Here is a 16,387-nt window from a genome sequence, read left to right as displayed (position 1 = left end):
GCTACCCGGCTGCGCGGTCCGGCGACGCCGACGACACCGGCGCGGGGACGGGTCCGAGCCGCCGGACCGCGGCGATCGCCAGTGCGGCGAAGCAGATCATCGCCGCGAAGACCAGTGGGAAGGACACCGCGCCCTCGGCGCCGCCGGTCGCGGTGAACAGCAGCCCGGTGACCGCCAGGCCGATGACGCTGCCCGCGGCGTCGGCGATGGTGAGCGCCGAGCTCGCGAAGCCGTCGTCGCCCTCGCCCGAGAACCGCAGGGTGAGCATCGACGTCCGCGGGTAGATCGCCCCCATGCCCGCGCCGCCGACGAACCAGCCGGCGACGAGCACCCACCACGGCAGGTCGAGCGTCGCCACCGCGAAGGCCGCCAGCAGGCTCACCAGGACGAGCACGAGTCCGACACCGAAGGTCCGACGTGCGGCCAGGCGCTGCTCCCCCAGCCGACCGTGCGCCCAACTCGAGGCCGCCCAGCTGAGCGCGGCGACGGTCAGCGCGAGCCCCGCTGCCGATGCGGACAGGCCGTGCTTCGCCTGCAGCAGGAACGGCACGTACGCCTCGCTGCCGAAGAACGACGCCGCCACGAGCCCGCGCAGCAGCACCACCGACGGCAGTCCGGCAGCGGCGCGGAAGGTGCCGGTCGGCAGCAGCGGGCGCAGCGCGAACCACGTCCCGACCAGGCCGACCACGACCGCGGCCACCATCCCCCACGGGGTCAGGTCCGGCGCGAGGTTGAGCAGCAGGATCGACACGGCCGCGGCGACCGACCACCCGATCCGGATCCGCTGCCACGGCGGCCGCAGCTCGACCGCCGGTGCCTGCAGCCGTCCGAGCGTCGGCACGAGCACGGTGAACGCACCCACGGCGATCACGAGCGCCCCCGCGAAGACCCAGTGCCAGTTCCAGGTGTCGGTGACGATGCCGGCGATCGCCGGGCCGATGAGCGCCGGGACCACCCACGCGGCCGCGAACCCGGCGAACACCGGTCCGTGCAGCTCGGCGGGGAAGATCCGGGCGACGAGCACATACAGCACGACGTCGATCGCGCCGGCACCGAAGCCCTCGACCAGTCGACCGACGAGGAAGACCTCCATCGTCGGCGCGAGCATGACCACGGCGGTCCCGACGGCGAACAGCAGCGCGGAGACCCAGGCGACGATCCGGCCGCCCGCGCGGTCGGTCCAGTTGCCGGCGAGCACCATGCCGGGCACCCCGGCCGCGAGCGGTGCCGCGAAGGCCAGGGCGTACAGGGCCTCGCCGTCCAGGTCGCGACTGATCACCGGCATGATCGTCGTCATCGCCAGGTTCTGGAACGCCGCGACGCCCACGATGGCGACCATGCCGATCGTCGCGAGGGCGTACCGCCCGCTCAGCAGGCCCGTCCTCGTCGCCGTGGTGCTCACCCGCTCATCGTAGGGGCGAGGGGCGACACCGCCGACGTCGCGGGGCGCGGACCACGCGCGATGCGCGTCAGCGCCTGCTGCAGGTCCGCGTCAGCGCCTGCTGCAGGTCCGCGTCAGCGCGTCAGCGCCTGCTGCAGATCCGCGATCAGGTCGCCCGCGTCCTCGATGCCGACGGACAGCCGCACCACGTTCTCGGGCACCGCGAGCTCCGTGCCCTTCACCGAGGCGTGGGTCATCTCGCTCGGGTACCCGATGAGCGACTCCACACCCCCGAGCGACTCGGCCAGCGCGAACAGCTCCGTGGACTCCGCGAAGCGTCGGGCCGCGTCCGGGCCGCCGGACAGTGCGACGGACAGCATCCCGCCGAACCCGCGCATCTGGCGGGCGGCGACGTCGTGCCCCGGGTGGTCGGTGAGCCCCGGGTAGTAGACGCGCTCGATGCCCGGCGCTGCGACGAGCGCCTCGGCGACGGCCTGTGCGTTCGTGGAGTGCCGCTCCATCCGGACCGCCAGGGTCTTGATGCCGCGGGTGGTCAGGAAGGCGTCGAACGGCGACGAGATCGCACCGGCGCCGAACTGCAGGAACTGCACCTTCGCCGCGAGCTCCTGGTCGGCGAGCACGACGGCCCCACCGACGACGTCGGAGTGGCCACCCAGGTACTTCGTCGTCGAGTACACGACGACGTCGGCACCGAGCGACAGCGGCTGCTGCAGGTACGGCGACGCGAAGGTGTTGTCCACGACGACGAGTGCACCGGCCTCGTGCCCGAGGGTCGCGAGTCCGGCGATGTCGGCGATCTTCATGAGCGGGTTGGTCGGCGTCTCGACCCAGAGCACGGTGTCGTCGGGGGCGCCCTGCAGCGCGGCCCGGACCTGGTCGAGCTCGCTCATGTCGACGACGACGAGCTCGACGCCCCACGGTACGTGCAGTCGGCTGACCAGACGGTGGGTCCCGCCGTACACGTCGTTCCCCATCACGACGCGGGCCCCGGGACGGAGCGCCGCCCGGAGCAGGGCGTCCTCGGCCGCGAGACCGGACGCGAAGGAGTACGCGGCCACGCCGCCGTCCAGGTCGGCGAGCAGCGTCTGCAGGGAGTCGCGCGTCGGGTTGCCGGCACGGGAGTACTCGTAGCCGTTCCGCATCCCGCCGATGCCGTCCTGCACGTAGGTGGACGTCAGGTGGATCGGCGGGATGACGGCGCCGGTGGGGCCGTCGGGCTCCTGGCCGGCGTGGACGGCGCGGGTGCTGAACTCGGTCATGCTGGCTGCGTTCCTTACTCGGAGAGGTAGGTCAGGAGGTCGTGGCGGGTCAGGACCGTGACCGGTTTGCCGTCCTCGACGACGAGCAGGGCGTCCACCGTCTCGAGGGCTCGACGCGCTGCGGACACGGACTCGCCCACGCCGATCAACGGGAGCGGTTCGCCCACGAAACCGGTCAGGGCGTCCGTCATCTTCGCGGCACCGGTGAAGACCTGTTCGAGCAGGTCCTTCTCGGCGACGGCCCCGATGACCTCGCCGATGACGACCGGCGGTTCCGCGCTGAGCACGGGCATCTGGGACACCCCGTACTTGGTCATGATGTCGACGACCTCGCGCACGGTGTCCGCCGGGTGCGCGTGCACCAGGTCGGGCAGACGGCCGTCCTTGCCGGCGATGAGCGACCCGACGGTGCGCGCCTCGTCGGTCTCGGCGAAGCCGTACGAGCGCATCCACCGGTCGTTGAAGATCTTGCCGAGGTAGCCGCGACCGCCGTCGGGCAGCAGCACCACGACGACGTCGTCCTCGGTCAGGTCGCGGGCGGCCCGCAGCGCTGCGACGACCGCCATCCCGCTGGACCCGCCCACGAGCAGGCCCTCTTCCCGCGCCAGGCGGCGGGTCATCGCGAACGAGTCGGCGTCCGACACCGCGATGATCTCGTCCGGCACCTCGGGGTCGTACGCGGTCGGCCAGAAGTCCTCGCCCACACCCTCGACCAGGTACGGCCGGCCGGTGCCGCCGGAGTAGACCGAGCCCTCGGGGTCGGCCCCCACGATGCGGACACGGCCGTCGGATGCCTCCTTCAGGAAGCGCCCGGTGCCCGAGATGGTGCCGCCCGTCCCGACGCCCGCGACGAAGTGGGTGATCTGCTGCTCGGTGTCGCGCCAGATCTCCGGACCGGTGGTCTCGTAGTGGCTGCGCGGCCCGTTCGGGTTGGCGTACTGGTTCGGCTTGTAGGCGCCGGGGATCTCGCGGACGAGCCGGTCGGACACCGAGTAGTACGACTCCGGGTGTTCCGGCGGCACCGCGGTCGGCGTGACGACGATCTCGGCGCCGTACGCGGTCAGGACGTTGCGCTTGTCCTCGCCGACCTTGTCCGGCAGCACGAACACGCACCGGTAGCCGCGCTGCTGGGCGACGAGGGCCAACCCGACGCCGGTGTTGCCCGAGGTGGGTTCGACGATCGTCCCGCCGGGTCGCAGGTCACCGGAGGCCTCGGCCGCGTCGATGATCCGCGTGGCGATGCGGTCCTTCGACGACCCACCGGGGTTGAGGTACTCGACCTTCACCAGGACGGTCGCGCGCACCCCCTCGGCGACGCGGTTGAGCTTGACGAGCGGGGTGTCGCCGACGAGGTCGACCACGGAGTTCGCGTAACGCACGGGCCCGAGTCTAGGACGCCGTCACCGCGTTCTGCTGGGATGCGACGTGCGCGGACACCGCTGCGGACACCTCGGCGCGTCGACGGTCGATCACGTCGCCCATGTCGCGCGCCAGCGCCGGGGTGGACCGGACGATCTGGTCGAGCGCCGTGGCGGGGATGACCAGCACCGAGACCTCGGTGAGCGCCGTGGCGGTCGTGAGCAGCGCCTCCCGGGTCAACGCCGTCTGTCCGACGTAGTCGCCGGCCTCGACGCGGGTCGCCGGCAACTCGGCGTCCTCGAACGGGACCCGGAGGTCCACGCTGCCGGACAGGACGAACCGGACCGCGTCCGGCACGGTCCCCACCCGGTGGATGACCTCGCCGGCGGCGTAGCGCTCCAGGCGCACCACCGGGGCGAGTGCGACGCTGTCGTCCCCGCTCAGGTACAGCGTCGCGGCGATGGCCGCGAGCGCCTCGTCGCGGCGGGCGTCCGTCACGAAGTCGTCGGTGGTGTCGCCGTCGAGCCCGAGTCCGGCGCGACGAGCGGCGTACCAGAGCCACATCCGGAACTGGGCGAGCGCGTCGGCTTCCTGGGACGGGCCGCGCACCTGGAACGACACCGTGTACGCCGCACCGCCCGCAGGCACCGCCGTCGGTCGCGTCCCGGTGTACAGCTGCGGGAGACCGCTGGCGACCCGCTCGAGCAGGGCGACCACGGCGGCGGGTGGATCGTCCGTCGTGAACGTGACGTCGGTCGACACCGGGAACGTGCCACCGGTGCGGCTGAGGTTCGTGAACGACGCCCCGGCCAACGATCCGATCGGGGTGATCAGGATGCCCTCGCCGGTGTCGACGTGCACCGATCGCCAGTTGACCTCGACCACCCGGCCGCGCGTGCCGCCGATGTCGAGCCAGTCGCCGAGGCGGAACGGCTGTTCGAACAGCAGGAACAGGCCGGCGACGATGGGCCCGACGGCGGTCTGCAACGCGAGGGCGATCACGAACGACCCGACCCCGAGCGCCGTGAAGATGCCGCCGATGTCGGTCCCCCACACGATGCGGAACACCACCGCGAGGCCGATCGCCACCAAGATGACGCGGGCGATGTCGACGAAGATCGACGGGATCTTCTCGCGCCACGTCCCCTTCCTAGCGTTCGTGAACATCAGGATGTTCAGCCCGTTCAGCACGAAGACGATCAGCAGGAAGCCGAGCACGGTCGCGATGACCTGGCTGACCACCGGCCGACCCGGGTCGACCGCGTCGGTCACCTGCACCGACAGGACCAGGATCGCGATGACCGGGACGACGGCGTTGCGCAGCAGCGCGACGACCTTCGACATCGGGTTGTGCCGACGCTCGAGGCTCGACTGCACCTCGGTCAGCAGGAGCAGCAGGAGCGGCAACCCGACGATCACGCTGATCGACGGCCAGAACCACGACTGCTCCCAGAACGCGGTCACGACGCCACCCGCTCGAGCTTCCAGACCTTCTGCGGACCGGTCTGGGTCTGCACCGTCCCGACGTCCTGCACGCCACCGCGGTCACCGAGCTTGTCGATCACCCGCTGCGTCGCGTAGACACCGGGCGCGGGCGCGATGCCCTGCACCCGGTACGCCAGGCTGACGGCATCGCCCCACATGTCGTAGACGATGCTGGAACGACCCACCAGACCGCTCGTCACCTGGCCGGTGTCGATGCCCGCGCGCAGCCCGACCTTCGAACCGTGCTGGGCGTTGAACCGCTCGAGTGCACCCTGTGCTTCCTCCGCCCAGTCGACCACCCGCCGGACGTTGTCGACGCGGGGGACGCTCAGACCGCAGCTGGCCAGGTAGCCGCTGCGCGTCGTGCGCACCCGCTCGATGCCGTGCCGACCAGCGGCCTCGTCGAGGGACCGCCACAGGTCGTTGAGCAGCGACAGCGACTCCTCCGCCGTCAGGCCGGCGGCGAAGTCGTCGTACCCGATGATGTCCGCGTAGACGACCGCGACGTCCTGGTGGTCCGAGGCGATGGTCTCGTCGCCCTGCTTGTACCGCCGGGCGACCTCCTCCGGCATGAGCGTCAGGAGCAGGGTGTCGTTCTGCCGCCGCTGCTCGTCGAGCAGGTCCTGCTTCACCTGCAGGCTCCGGCTCATGTCGTTGAAGGCGAGCCCGAGGTCGCCGATCTCGTCGCCGGCCTTCGTCTTCACCTCGACGCCGAGATCGCCGCTGCTGACCCGGTTCACTGCGGTCTGCAGTCGGCGGATGGGGCGGACGAAGACCTGCGCCAGCAGCAGCGACAGCAGGCTCACCAGGACGATGATGGCGACCAGGGACAATCCGATGTTCCGGGCGAAGTCGTTCACCGGCGCGAAGGCCTCGGCGGTGTCCATCTGCGCCACGACCACCCAGCGCAGGCCGTCCACCTCGAGCGGCGCGTACGCGGACAACACCTCCTTGCCCCGGTAGTCGTTCGAGATCACCGTGCCCGACTTGCCCTGCAGTGCCAGGCTGACCGGGGTGGTGTTGACCTCCTGCAGGAGCACCGACCCCTTCACGGCGATCTGTCGCGCGGCCGTGCCGGGTGCGGTCCCCGCGGCGATCACGTCGCGCTGGTACTGCTTCGGGTGCTCGAGCAGCTGGCGTGGGTAGGACCGCATCAGGTGGTCGGCCCCCACCAGGTACGACTCCCCCGTGTCGCCGAGCCCGTCGTCGGCCCAGTCCTGGTTGCCCGTCATGACCTGGTTGATGAGGTCCACCGGCACCTGCACGGCCAGCACGCCGATGATCTTGCCGTCGTCGGCCACCGGGGACATCACCCACAGCGTCGGGACGTTCAGGCTCGGTGCGTACCGGGCGAAGTCGGTCACCACGAAGTCGTCCGCACTGGTCAGCTGCAGCGCCTCCTCGTACCCGCTCGCCAGGTTCGAGTCGCGGTACGGGCCGTCCTGCAGGTTGGAACCGAGGTCCGCCCCGGAGTAGGTCGAGTACGTCACGTCGCCGTCGGTGTCCATGAGGAGCAGGTCCTCGTAACCGGCGGACTCGACCGCCTGGCGGAAGTACGGCTGGTACTCGGCGTGCGCCTCGGACCACTTGCTGCCGTCACCGGCGTCGTCGAGTTGCGCGGCCTGGTCGTAGTCGTCGAAGGGCGCCGTGTACCGGGCTTGCAGGTACGCCTGCGGATCGGTCGTCGGCGCGAACTGGTCCGGGTTCGCCGAGCCGCCACTCCGCGCGTCGAGCTGCGGGACGAAGGTGTCCGCGTACCAGGCGTCGACCTTCGTGTGGTCGGCGTCGGACACCGGACGGTCGCGCAGGTCGTCCCACCCGGCCGAGAACGCCTTGGTCGCGCCGATCACGCTCTCGTTGCGGGTCTGCGCGACGACCGTCTGCGTGAACTGGTCGAACGACCGCTTCAGCTCGGTGATCCGGGCCTCGCGCAGCGACGTCACCTGGTTGAGCGCTGCGGCCTCGAGCGAGGCACGACCGTTCAGGTACCCGACGACGCCGACCACCAGTGCCGCGATGATGCTCACGGCGAGCAGCATCACCAGGAGCTTCGACTGGATGTCGAGTGAGCCGCTCGTCAGGAAGGCCCGGAGCTTGCCCTTCCTGCGCGGTGCGTCCTCGACGACGCGAGGACCGCCCGTCTGCGCGTCCGTCGCCGGGGGGATCGGGTCGGGACCGGGGCTGCTGGTGTCGGACGTCGGTGGGACTGCAGTCACTTCGAACTCCGCTCAGGAGGGCTGGGTGCGCGCGCGCGTCAACCACAGGTACCACGCGAGCAACACTCGTGTCAGGTATCCGACGTTCGTTGCGGCTTCGTGACCTCGGTGGTCGCGTTCGCGACACCTGTCGCGGGGCGGGCCGGAGACGGCGGGCTGGAGACGCGGGCTGGAGACGCGGGCTGGAGACGCGGGCGGTCGGACGGGAGGCGCGCTGCGGCCCCGTCACGGGCCTCCCGTCCGCCGTCGGGTCACCTGTCCGTTCCGCGCACGCGCCGCGCACGCTGGCACCGGTCGGTCCGTGCGCACCGGCGCCGGCGCCGGCCGGCCGGCTCAGCGCTCGACGGCGTCCGCCGGGGTGTTCTGCTGCCGGTGCAGGAGCGCATAGGTGCCGTCGAGCGCGAGGAGTTCGTCGTGCGTCCCCTGCTCGACGATCCGCCCGTGGTCGAGCACGAAGATGACGTCGGCGTCCCGGATCGTCGACAGCCGGTGTGCGATCGAGATGGTGGTGCGCCCCGCGGCGGCCGTGTCGAGCGCGGTCTGCACCACGCGCTCCGAGATCGAGTCCAGCGCGCTCGTGGCCTCGTCGAGCACGAGCACCGGCGGGTCCTTCAGGAGCACCCGCGCGATCGCGATCCGCTGCTTCTCGCCACCGGACAGCCGGTACCCGCGCTCCCCCACGACGGTGTCGTAGCCGTCCGGGAACGAGGCGATCGTGTCGTGGATGTTCGCCGCCCGTGCCGCTCGTTCGACCTCGTCGTCGGTGGCGTCCGGCTTGGCGTAGCGCAGGTTGTCGCCGATCGTCGCGTGGAACAGGTACGTCTCCTGGCTGACGATCCCCACGTGGCGCATGAGGTCCTCGTGCACGAGGTCGCGGACGTCCTGTCCGGCGAACCTCACGGAACCCTCGGTCGCCTCGTACAACCGTGGCACCAGGTACGACACGGTGGTCTTGCCCGCACCCGACGGACCGACGAAGGCAGCGAACTGCCCGGGTCGGAGGTCGAACGAGACCCCGCGGAGCGTCGGCTTGTCGGCCTCGCCGTCCGGGTACGTGAACGTCACATCGTCGAACGCGACGTGACCGACCATGGTGTCGTCGACGGGCTTCGCCGTGGGCGAGTCGGTGATCGCGGGCTTCAGGTCGAAGTACTCGAAGATCCGAGCGAACAGCGCTCCGGAGGTCTGCAGGTCGAGCACCACCCGGAGCAGTCCGACCGTCGGGAACAGCAAGCGCGACTGCACCGTCGTGAACGCGACGATGGTGCCGGCGGTGATCGGGACGTCGCCGATGATCAGCCAGGCTGCGACGAGGTAGATGATCGCCGGGATGATCGACAGGAAGATCTGCACGATCGCGAAGAACCACTGCCCGGACATCTGCTGGCGGACCTGCAACTGGATCTGGTTGCGGTTCTCGTCCCCGTAGCGGCGGGTCTCACTGCGCTGCTGGTTGAAGCTCTTGGCCAGCAGGATGCCGGAGACGCTCAGTGCCTCTTGCGTGATCGCCGTCATGTCGGACAGCGACTCCTGCGTCTGCCCGGCGATGCGGGCACGGACCTGCCCGACCCGACGCTGCGCGATGACGAGCAACGGCAGCAGCACGACCGCGACCAGGGTCATCTGCCAGCTCAGCAACAGCATGGCGACGATGGCGGCGATGACCGTGACGGTGTTGCCGAGCACCGACGAGATCGTGTTGTTCAGCACGCTCGCGACGCCGCCGACGTCGTTCTGCAGGCGGGACTGGATGACACCGGTCTTCGTGCGGGTGAAGAACGCGAGTTCCATGCGCTGCAGGTGCCCGAACAGGCGCATCCGCATGGCGCCCATGACCTTGTTGCCGACCGTCGCCGTCAGGTAGGTCTGCCAGACGCCCACCCCGGCGCTCGCGATCCAGAGGAACACCATCGCCGACACGAGCTCGACCAGCACCGGGACGTCGGGGCTGCCGGAGGGTGGGAACAGGCCCCGGTCGAACGCCTGCTGCGTCAACAGCGGCGGGATCACCGAGATCGCCGCGCCGATCAGGACGAGGACGACCGTCAGGATGATCGACCGCCGGTGCGGGACGAACAGCCCGGCGATCCGCTTCACCAGGTGCGGGATCTTCGGCGCTTCGGCGTTGGCGGCCTTCTGCGCACGGAAGTCACCGCTGGAGATCCGGCCGCCGCCGCGCGGACCACCGCCACCGCCGCCCCCGCGCATCCCGCCGCCCATGCTCATGCAGCAACCGTATCCCCGCGGTCGGACATCGGCGCGCGCTCGACGACCGCCGTTCCGCGGTGCAGTCCGACGGCCGTATTTGACCCCGTTCAGGGGGCGTGCGAGCATGTGCCGTCCCCGCCCCCGCACCACCGAGGTCCCATGACGTCCGCGCCGTCCCGTCCCACGTCCCTCCGCCAGCAGCTCGCCCGCCGCAAGCCGATCGAGCAACTGCAGTCCGAGGCGGCCGTCGGCGTCAACGGCGAACCGCTCCGCCGGTCGCTCGGTGTCTGGCACCTGACGATGATCAGCGTCGGCGCGACCCTCGGGACCGGCATCCTCGTGGTGCTCGGCACGGCCGTGCCGCTCGCGGGTCCCGCCGTGTGGATCTCCTTCGTCGTCGCCGGGATAGCGGCCCTGCTCTCGGCACTGTCCTACGCCGAGATGGCCGGAGCCGTCCCGACCTCGGGGTCGAGCTACTCGTACACCTACGCCACCATGGGCGAGGGCATCGCGTGGGTCTGCGGATGGTGCCTCGTCCTCGAGTACGCCGTCTCGGTGGCCGCGGTCGCGGTCGGCGCGAGCGAGTACGTGGACGAGACCCTGCGCGTGTTCGGGTTACACCTGCCGACAGCACTGTCCGCGCCTCCGGGCGACGGCGGCGTCGTGAACCTGCCGGCGGCCGTCCTGGTCCTGCTCGCCACCGTCGTCCTGATCCCCGGTGCCCGCGAGAGCGCCTGGGTGAACACCGTCATGGTCGTCGTGAAGATCGCACTGCTCGTGTTCTTCGTGGTCGTCGCCTTCGCGGCCTTCCAGGCGCAGAACTTCGAACCGCTCGCGCCGATGGGTGCCGCCGGGGTGACCGCCGCCGCGTCCAGGCTCTTCTTCTCGTACATCGGCTTCGACGCCGCCTCCACCGCCGGCGAAGAGGCGAAGAACCCCCGCCGCGACCTCCCCCGGGCGATCATCGGTTCGATCGCGCTCATCACGGCGCTCTACATCCTCGTCGCCATCGCCGCGATCGGTGCCCGTTCGTGGACGGACTTCTCGTCGTCCGAGGCCTCGCTCGTCCGCATCGTGGTCGACGTCACGGGTCAGCCGCTCGTCGCACTGGTCTTCTCGATCGGCGCGGTGATCGCGATCGCGAGCGTGGTGCTGACCGTGCTCTACGGCCAGACGCGGATCCTGCTCACCATGGCCCGCGACGGCCTGGTCCCGAAGGTCTTCGGTCGGGTCTCCCGGCGCACCGGCACCCCCATCGCGAACACGTTGATCATCGGCATCGCGGTCACGATCGTCGCCGCTTTGGTCCCCCTGGGCGAGCTCGCCGACGCCACGAGCATCGGCACCCTCGTCGCGTTCGCGCTCGTCAACGTGTCGGTCATCGTGCTCCGTCGCTCGCAGCCCGACCTCGAGCGCTCGTACCGCGTGCCGCTGTTCCCCGTCGTGCCGATCCTCGGCGCCCTGAGCTGCGTGCTCCTGGCGGTGTTCCTCGGCGCAACGACGTGGATCGCCTTCGGCATCTGGATGGTCGTCGGCGCCGTGCTCTACCTGGCCTACGGCCGCCGTCACAGCACCTTGCGCTGACCCGCGCCGCCCTCCGGCGCTGGCCGCGCCCCCCTCCGCCAAAGCGACAGGGTGCCGCCAACAGTTCGCGAACATCTGTCGCTCTGCCAGGAGGCCCGGCTCGTCTCCGGCAAAAAGTGTCGCTCTGGCAGCACGGAGGGTCTGAACTCCGCACTCCCGCGCGCGATCGCCATCAACGGCACGGCACGCCGTGCTGTCGGAACAGCGACCGGAGCCGTTCTGGTGCCACGACGTGCTCCCAGTAGACACGGACGAAGCCGTTCACCTCTGATCGACCCCGGACACGGTCTTCACGCTGCTTCTCGGTCCACACGGCTTCAGCGCCGGTCTTCCCTCCGAGCATCCCGGGGTCCTCGTACTTCTGTCGACCGTCGAACTCCACGACGATGCCCTGGCGTGGCAGCCAGAAGTCCACACGGTCGACACGGCCGTCCGGTGAGCGGAACTCGTGCTGGGGTTCCCAGTCCGGACAGTGCAACTCGGCAGCGCGGACGGCCAAGTACGACTCCCCGACCGACTCGTGGCGTGCATCACAGATCGTCAGGGCCTGCTCGAGCCGGGCCGCGCCCCACGGACCTCCGGCAACGCACAGACGCTCGAGCTCCCCGCGTTCGACACCGCTCCGCAACGCGTGGTCGAGCCCCACGACGGCATCGGCGAGGGTGCCACGCCGAGCGTTCTCGACGGTGGTCTGCGCCAGCGCGGTGAACGGGACACCGTGGAACAGCTTTCCCGATCGTTCGGGCGCACCGGCATGGACGGTCAGGCCCACCCGGTGCCGATCGTGCTCGAGCCCGGCGTCGACGACCTGGACACGATCGGGCCACGGATCGAGTCGTGGCAGACCGAACACCGCAGCAGCCGAGTCGAGCGCGAACACCGCGTCGGACCGGAGCAACGGGATGACGGCCCGCATCCGGACGAGGTGTCGAGAGCGACCGTCCAGAGCCTCCCACTGCGCACGTTCGACGTAGACGCCATGCCGGACGCGCACGAGCTCGCCAGCCCGCTGCCGTCGCTGGAGATGGCGGGCGCCAGCCCGGTCGAGGTCGTTCGTGCGGAGGATCTCGATGGCGTTGGCGGGATGCATGACAGCACACTGTCGCTCCAGACGACCGGTCTCAGGAGCCTGAGCCGATCTGTGGACAACCGCCGCGCCTCCCGGCGGTCAACAGTGTCCTGCCAAAGCGACAGATCTCAGCAGTCCCCGACTGAATGTGCTGCCATCGCGACAGAATCCCGCGAACAGTTGGCGCCACTCTGTCGCTTTGGCGCAAGCGCCACTCGGGCCGTACCCGCACCCGCACCACCCGCACAGCCCCGCACCCCCGGCAACGACGAAGGCCGCCACCCCGAGGGGCAGCGGCCTTCGTGAACCGAACGGTCGAGACTACGCGAGCTCGATCGTGGCGCCAGCGGCCTCGAGGGTCGCCTTCGCCTTGTCGGCGGTCTCCTTGTTCGCACCCTCGAGGATCTTGGCGTCGGCGGTCTCGACGAGCGCCTTCGCCTCACCGAGGCCGAGCGACGTCAGGCCACGGACCTCCTTGATGACCTGGATCTTCTTGTCACCAGCGGACTTGAGGATGACGTCGAACTCGGTCTTCTCCTCAGCGGCCTCGGCCGGGGCAGCGGCGGCCGGAGCGGCAGCAGCGGCCGGGGCAGCAGCGGTGACCTCGAAGACCTCTTCGAACTTCTTCACGAAGTCCGAGAGCTCGATGAGCGTGAGCTCCTTGAAGGCCTCGATGAGCTCGTCCTGCGAAAGCTTCGCCATGATTTTCTCCTACTACTCAGTAATACGTGTGGTTGTGGAACGCGAGCCTGATCAGGCCGCGGACTCCTGCTTCTCGCGAAGGGCGTCCACGGTGCGGACGGCCTGCGAGAGGGGGGCCTGGAACAGGTACGCAGCACCGAACAGCGAGGCCTTGAAGGCGCCGGCGAGCTTGCCGAGCAGAACTTCACGGGACTCGAGGTCGGCGAGCTTGTCCACCTCGGTCGCGGTGAGCGGGTTACCGTCGAAGTAACCGCCCTTCACCACGAGCTCGGGGTTCGCCTTGGCGAATGCACGCAGCGACTTCGCGACGGCGACGGTGTCACCGTGGACGAAGGCGAGAGCGGACGGACCGGCGAGTTCCTCGTCGAACGAGGAGATGCCGGCGTTGTTCGCCGCGATCTTGGTCAGCGTGTTCTTCACCACGGCGTACGTGGCGTGCTCACGGATCGAGTTGCGGAGCTCCTTGAGCTGCGCGACCGTGAGACCGCGGTACTCGGTGAGCAGAACGGCGTTCGAGCTACGGAAGGACTCCGTGAGCTCGGCGACCGCAGCTTCCTTGTTCGCCATGGTTCTCCTTGGGGGTTTCTTGCCGGTAGCCCCAGGTCCACGAACGAAAAAAGCTCCGGCGCAGAGGCTCGGAGCTGCTCTCACCAGATGGTGGGAGTGGTTCGGAACACCTGCGCGGGATGCCTCACGAGTGAGGACCTTCGGTCATGATGCACGCAGCACGACATCCGGCGGTCTTTGGCTTCGAGAACAGTAGCAGATGCCGTGGACGAGACCAAACGGCGGACGGGAGGCGCGGTGCGGGCCCGCCCCGCACCTCCCCAGCGTCAGTGGGTCGCGTCCACCGCAGCGGGCGTCCCCGACCAATCAGCGGACACCGCAGCAGCGGCCGACGCGGCCGACTCCGACTCCGCCGCAGCCGACGGATCCACCGGCAGGTGCACCGTGAACACGGTGTCGCCCGGCACGCTCGCCACCTCGACGCTGCCGCCGTGCGCCTGCACGACCGCGTCCACGATCGCGAGCCCGAGCCCTGTCGACCCCACGGTGCGCGACCGGGAGCTGTCGGCTCGGGCGAACCGCTCGAACAGCTTCGGCAGGAACTCCGGGTCGATGCCCTGGCCGGTGTCCCGCACGGTCAGGTCCACGCCGGGGCCGGACGGCGACGGCGCGAGGCCCACGGTGATGCGGGTGCCCTCTGGTGTGTGGGTCCTGGCGTTGGTGACGAGGTTCACGATCACCTGGTGCAGGCGCGCGGCGTCCCCCACGACCACGACGGGTGAGGACGGCACGTCGATCTCGATGACGTGCTCCGGCGATGCCGCGTGGGCGTCGTTGACGGCGTCGAGCACGAGGCCGGTCAGGTCGACCTCGTCGAACTGGATCTCGCGCCCCTCGTCGAGGCGGGCGAGGAGCAGCAGGTCCTCGACCATCGACGTCATCCGGATCGACTCGGACTCGATGCGGCTCATCGCGTAGACGACGTCCTTCGGCAGGTCACCGCCCATCCGACGGGTGAGCTCGGCGTACCCGCGCACCGAGGCGAGCGGGGTGCGGAGCTCGTGCGAGGCGTCGGCGACGAACTGCCGGACCTTCTGCTCGGAGCGTTCCCGGGCCTGCATCGCGCTGCCGATGTGCCCGAGCATCCGGTTGAAGGCGCTGCCGACCCGGCCCACCTCGGTGCGGGGGTCGGTGTCGGGCACGCGGACGCCGTCCAGGGCGTCACTGCGGTCGAGGGGCATCCGTGCCACGGTCGAGGCGGTCTCGGCGACGCGCTCGAGCGGGCGGAGCGAACGCCGGACCACGACGGCGGCGACGATCGACGCGGCGAGCAGCGCGGTGCCGACGACGATGACGACCACCCAGAACAGCTTCCAGACGCTGTCGTAGACCGACGCCATCGGCAGTCCGACGACCAGCACGGCGGGACCGACGTCCACTGCCGTGATCCGGTAGCGGCCGATGCCGGAGCCGAGGTCGACCGTGGTCGGATCGGCACCGACGCGCACCGTGCCGAGTGCCGCCACGCTCGACTGTGTGATCCCGCCCGGGCGCCCGTACTCGTCGAGCACGTTCGCGATGACGACCTGCCCGTCGACGAAGTACGCGGTCAGTGTCCCGGCAGCCTGCCCGGACAGCCGCGTGAGGTCGATGCCGGGCTGACCCGACTCGTTCTGCTGCAGGTACCGCTGCGCGCGGTGCGTGGCGCCCGTGATCTGCTTGTCGATCGCGTTGGTCTGGATCGAGGAGAGCGCGATGATGCTCGCCGCCCCGATCACCGCGCTGACGGCGACGACGAGGGCGACGATGCTCAGGACGAGCCGGCGCCGGAGGGTCACGAGGTGGGCTTGATGACGTACCCGACGCCGCGCACCGTGTGGATCATCGGGGTTTCGCCGGCGTCGATCTTCTTCCGCAGGTACGAGATGTAGATCTCGACGACCGAGGACTTGCCGCCGAAGTCGTACGACCACACGCGGTCCAGGATCTGCGCCTTCGACAGCACACGACGGGGGTTGCGCATCAGGAACCGGAGGAGCTCGAACTCGGTGGCGGTCAGCTCGATCGGCCGGCCGGCACGGTGCACCTCGTACGACTCCTCGTCGAGCACCAGGTCGCCGACGACGATGCGGGAGTCGCCCGCCTCGGAGATCGAGATCTGCGAGCGGCGGATGAGGCCCCGCAGTCGCGCCACCACTTCCTCGAGCGAGAACGGCTTCGTGACGTAGTCGTCGCCGCCGGCGGTGAGCCCGGTCACGCGGTCCTCGACCGAGTCCTTCGCGGTGAGGAACAGCACCGGGGTGTCGTCGTTGTTCTGCCGCAGCCGGCTGAGCACCTGCAGGCCGTCGAGGTCCGGCATCATCACGTCGAGCACCATCGCGTCGGGCTTGAACTCCCGCGCCGTCGTCAGGGCGTCCTGCCCGCCGTTCGCGCTCTTCACGTCCCAGCCCTCGTAGCGGAGCGCCATGGACAACAGGTCGGTGAGGCTGGCTTCGTCGTCGACGACCAGGATGCGCAACGGGGTTCCGTCGGCACGCGTGAGGCGCGGGGCTGCTGCAGGCTGGGAGATGGTCACGTCTTCGAGTATCGAGGAATT

General features: G+C 70.1%; 12 protein-coding genes. 1 reads left to right on the top strand and 11 read right to left on the bottom strand.

All coding sequences use genetic code 11. From position 1 onward, the window contains the following. Position 1: 1 nt before the first annotated feature. From EDF53_RS02895 to EDF53_RS02870, 6 genes are all read right to left on the bottom strand, one after another. The gene (locus EDF53_RS02895) at positions 2-1,402 is read right to left on the bottom strand and encodes an MFS transporter (RefSeq protein WP_123292128.1); all 1,401 of its coding nucleotides are present in this window, start codon (positions 1,400-1,402) and stop codon (positions 2-4) included. 113 nt (positions 1,403-1,515) lie between these two features. After that, positions 1,516-2,661: a cystathionine gamma-synthase gene (locus EDF53_RS02890; protein ID WP_123292127.1), complete on the bottom strand. Its 1,146-nt coding sequence runs from the start codon at positions 2,659-2,661 to the stop codon at positions 1,516-1,518. Positions 2,662-2,675: 14 nt separating this feature from the next. Then, complete coding sequence (locus tag EDF53_RS02885) at positions 2,676-4,040, bottom strand: cystathionine beta-synthase (protein ID WP_123292126.1); 1,365 nt, start codon at positions 4,038-4,040, stop codon at positions 2,676-2,678. Between the two features lie 10 nt (positions 4,041-4,050). Next, complete coding sequence (locus EDF53_RS02880; RefSeq protein ID WP_123292125.1) at positions 4,051-5,484, bottom strand: mechanosensitive ion channel domain-containing protein; 1,434 nt, start codon at positions 5,482-5,484, stop codon at positions 4,051-4,053. Further along, complete coding sequence (locus EDF53_RS02875) at positions 5,481-7,721, bottom strand: adenylate/guanylate cyclase domain-containing protein (protein WP_123292124.1); 2,241 nt, start codon at positions 7,719-7,721, stop codon at positions 5,481-5,483. Before EDF53_RS02875 ends, EDF53_RS02880 begins: the two co-directional genes overlap by 4 nt. Before the next feature lie 333 nt (positions 7,722-8,054). After that, on the bottom strand, positions 8,055-9,929 hold the full coding sequence (locus EDF53_RS02870; protein WP_123292343.1) for an ABC transporter ATP-binding protein: 1,875 nt from the start codon (positions 9,927-9,929) through the stop codon (positions 8,055-8,057). 159 nt (positions 9,930-10,088) lie between these two features. On the opposite strand from EDF53_RS02870, the gene EDF53_RS02865 reads away from it, so the two are divergent. After that, positions 10,089-11,513, top strand: coding sequence for an amino acid permease (locus EDF53_RS02865; RefSeq protein ID WP_123292123.1), 1,425 nt, complete (start codon positions 10,089-10,091; stop codon positions 11,511-11,513). 172 nt (positions 11,514-11,685) lie between these two features. Here EDF53_RS02865 and EDF53_RS02860 read toward each other — a convergent pair whose 3' ends face one another. The 5 genes from EDF53_RS02860 to EDF53_RS02840 form a co-directional block, all read right to left on the bottom strand. Then, positions 11,686-12,603, bottom strand: a complete 918-nt coding sequence (locus EDF53_RS02860) for a type IV toxin-antitoxin system AbiEi family antitoxin domain-containing protein (protein ID WP_123292122.1) — start codon at positions 12,601-12,603, stop codon at positions 11,686-11,688. 300 nt (positions 12,604-12,903) lie between these two features. Continuing rightward, a complete protein-coding gene (rplL, locus tag EDF53_RS02855; RefSeq protein WP_017888664.1) occupies positions 12,904-13,284 on the bottom strand; it encodes a 50S ribosomal protein L7/L12 in 381 nt (126 codons plus the stop codon). A gap of 51 nt (positions 13,285-13,335) precedes the next feature. Then, positions 13,336-13,851 (bottom strand): 50S ribosomal protein L10, encoded by a 516-nt coding sequence (gene rplJ, locus EDF53_RS02850; RefSeq protein WP_123292121.1) that lies wholly within the window; start codon positions 13,849-13,851, stop codon positions 13,336-13,338. A gap of 266 nt (positions 13,852-14,117) precedes the next feature. Beyond that, entirely contained in the window at positions 14,118-15,629 is a 1,512-nt protein-coding gene (locus EDF53_RS02845) for a cell wall metabolism sensor histidine kinase WalK (protein ID WP_123292120.1), read from the bottom strand. Further along, entirely contained in the window at positions 15,626-16,366 is a 741-nt protein-coding gene (locus EDF53_RS02840) for a response regulator transcription factor (RefSeq protein WP_017888661.1), read from the bottom strand. Before EDF53_RS02840 ends, EDF53_RS02845 begins: the two co-directional genes overlap by 4 nt. Between the last annotated feature and the right edge of the window lie 21 nt (positions 16,367-16,387).

Origin of the sequence: Curtobacterium sp. PhB78 (assembly GCF_003751685.1) — a bacterium.
Lineage (GTDB): Bacteria > Actinomycetota > Actinomycetes > Actinomycetales > Microbacteriaceae > Curtobacterium.
This window is presented reverse-complemented; position numbering and strand designations above follow the sequence as displayed.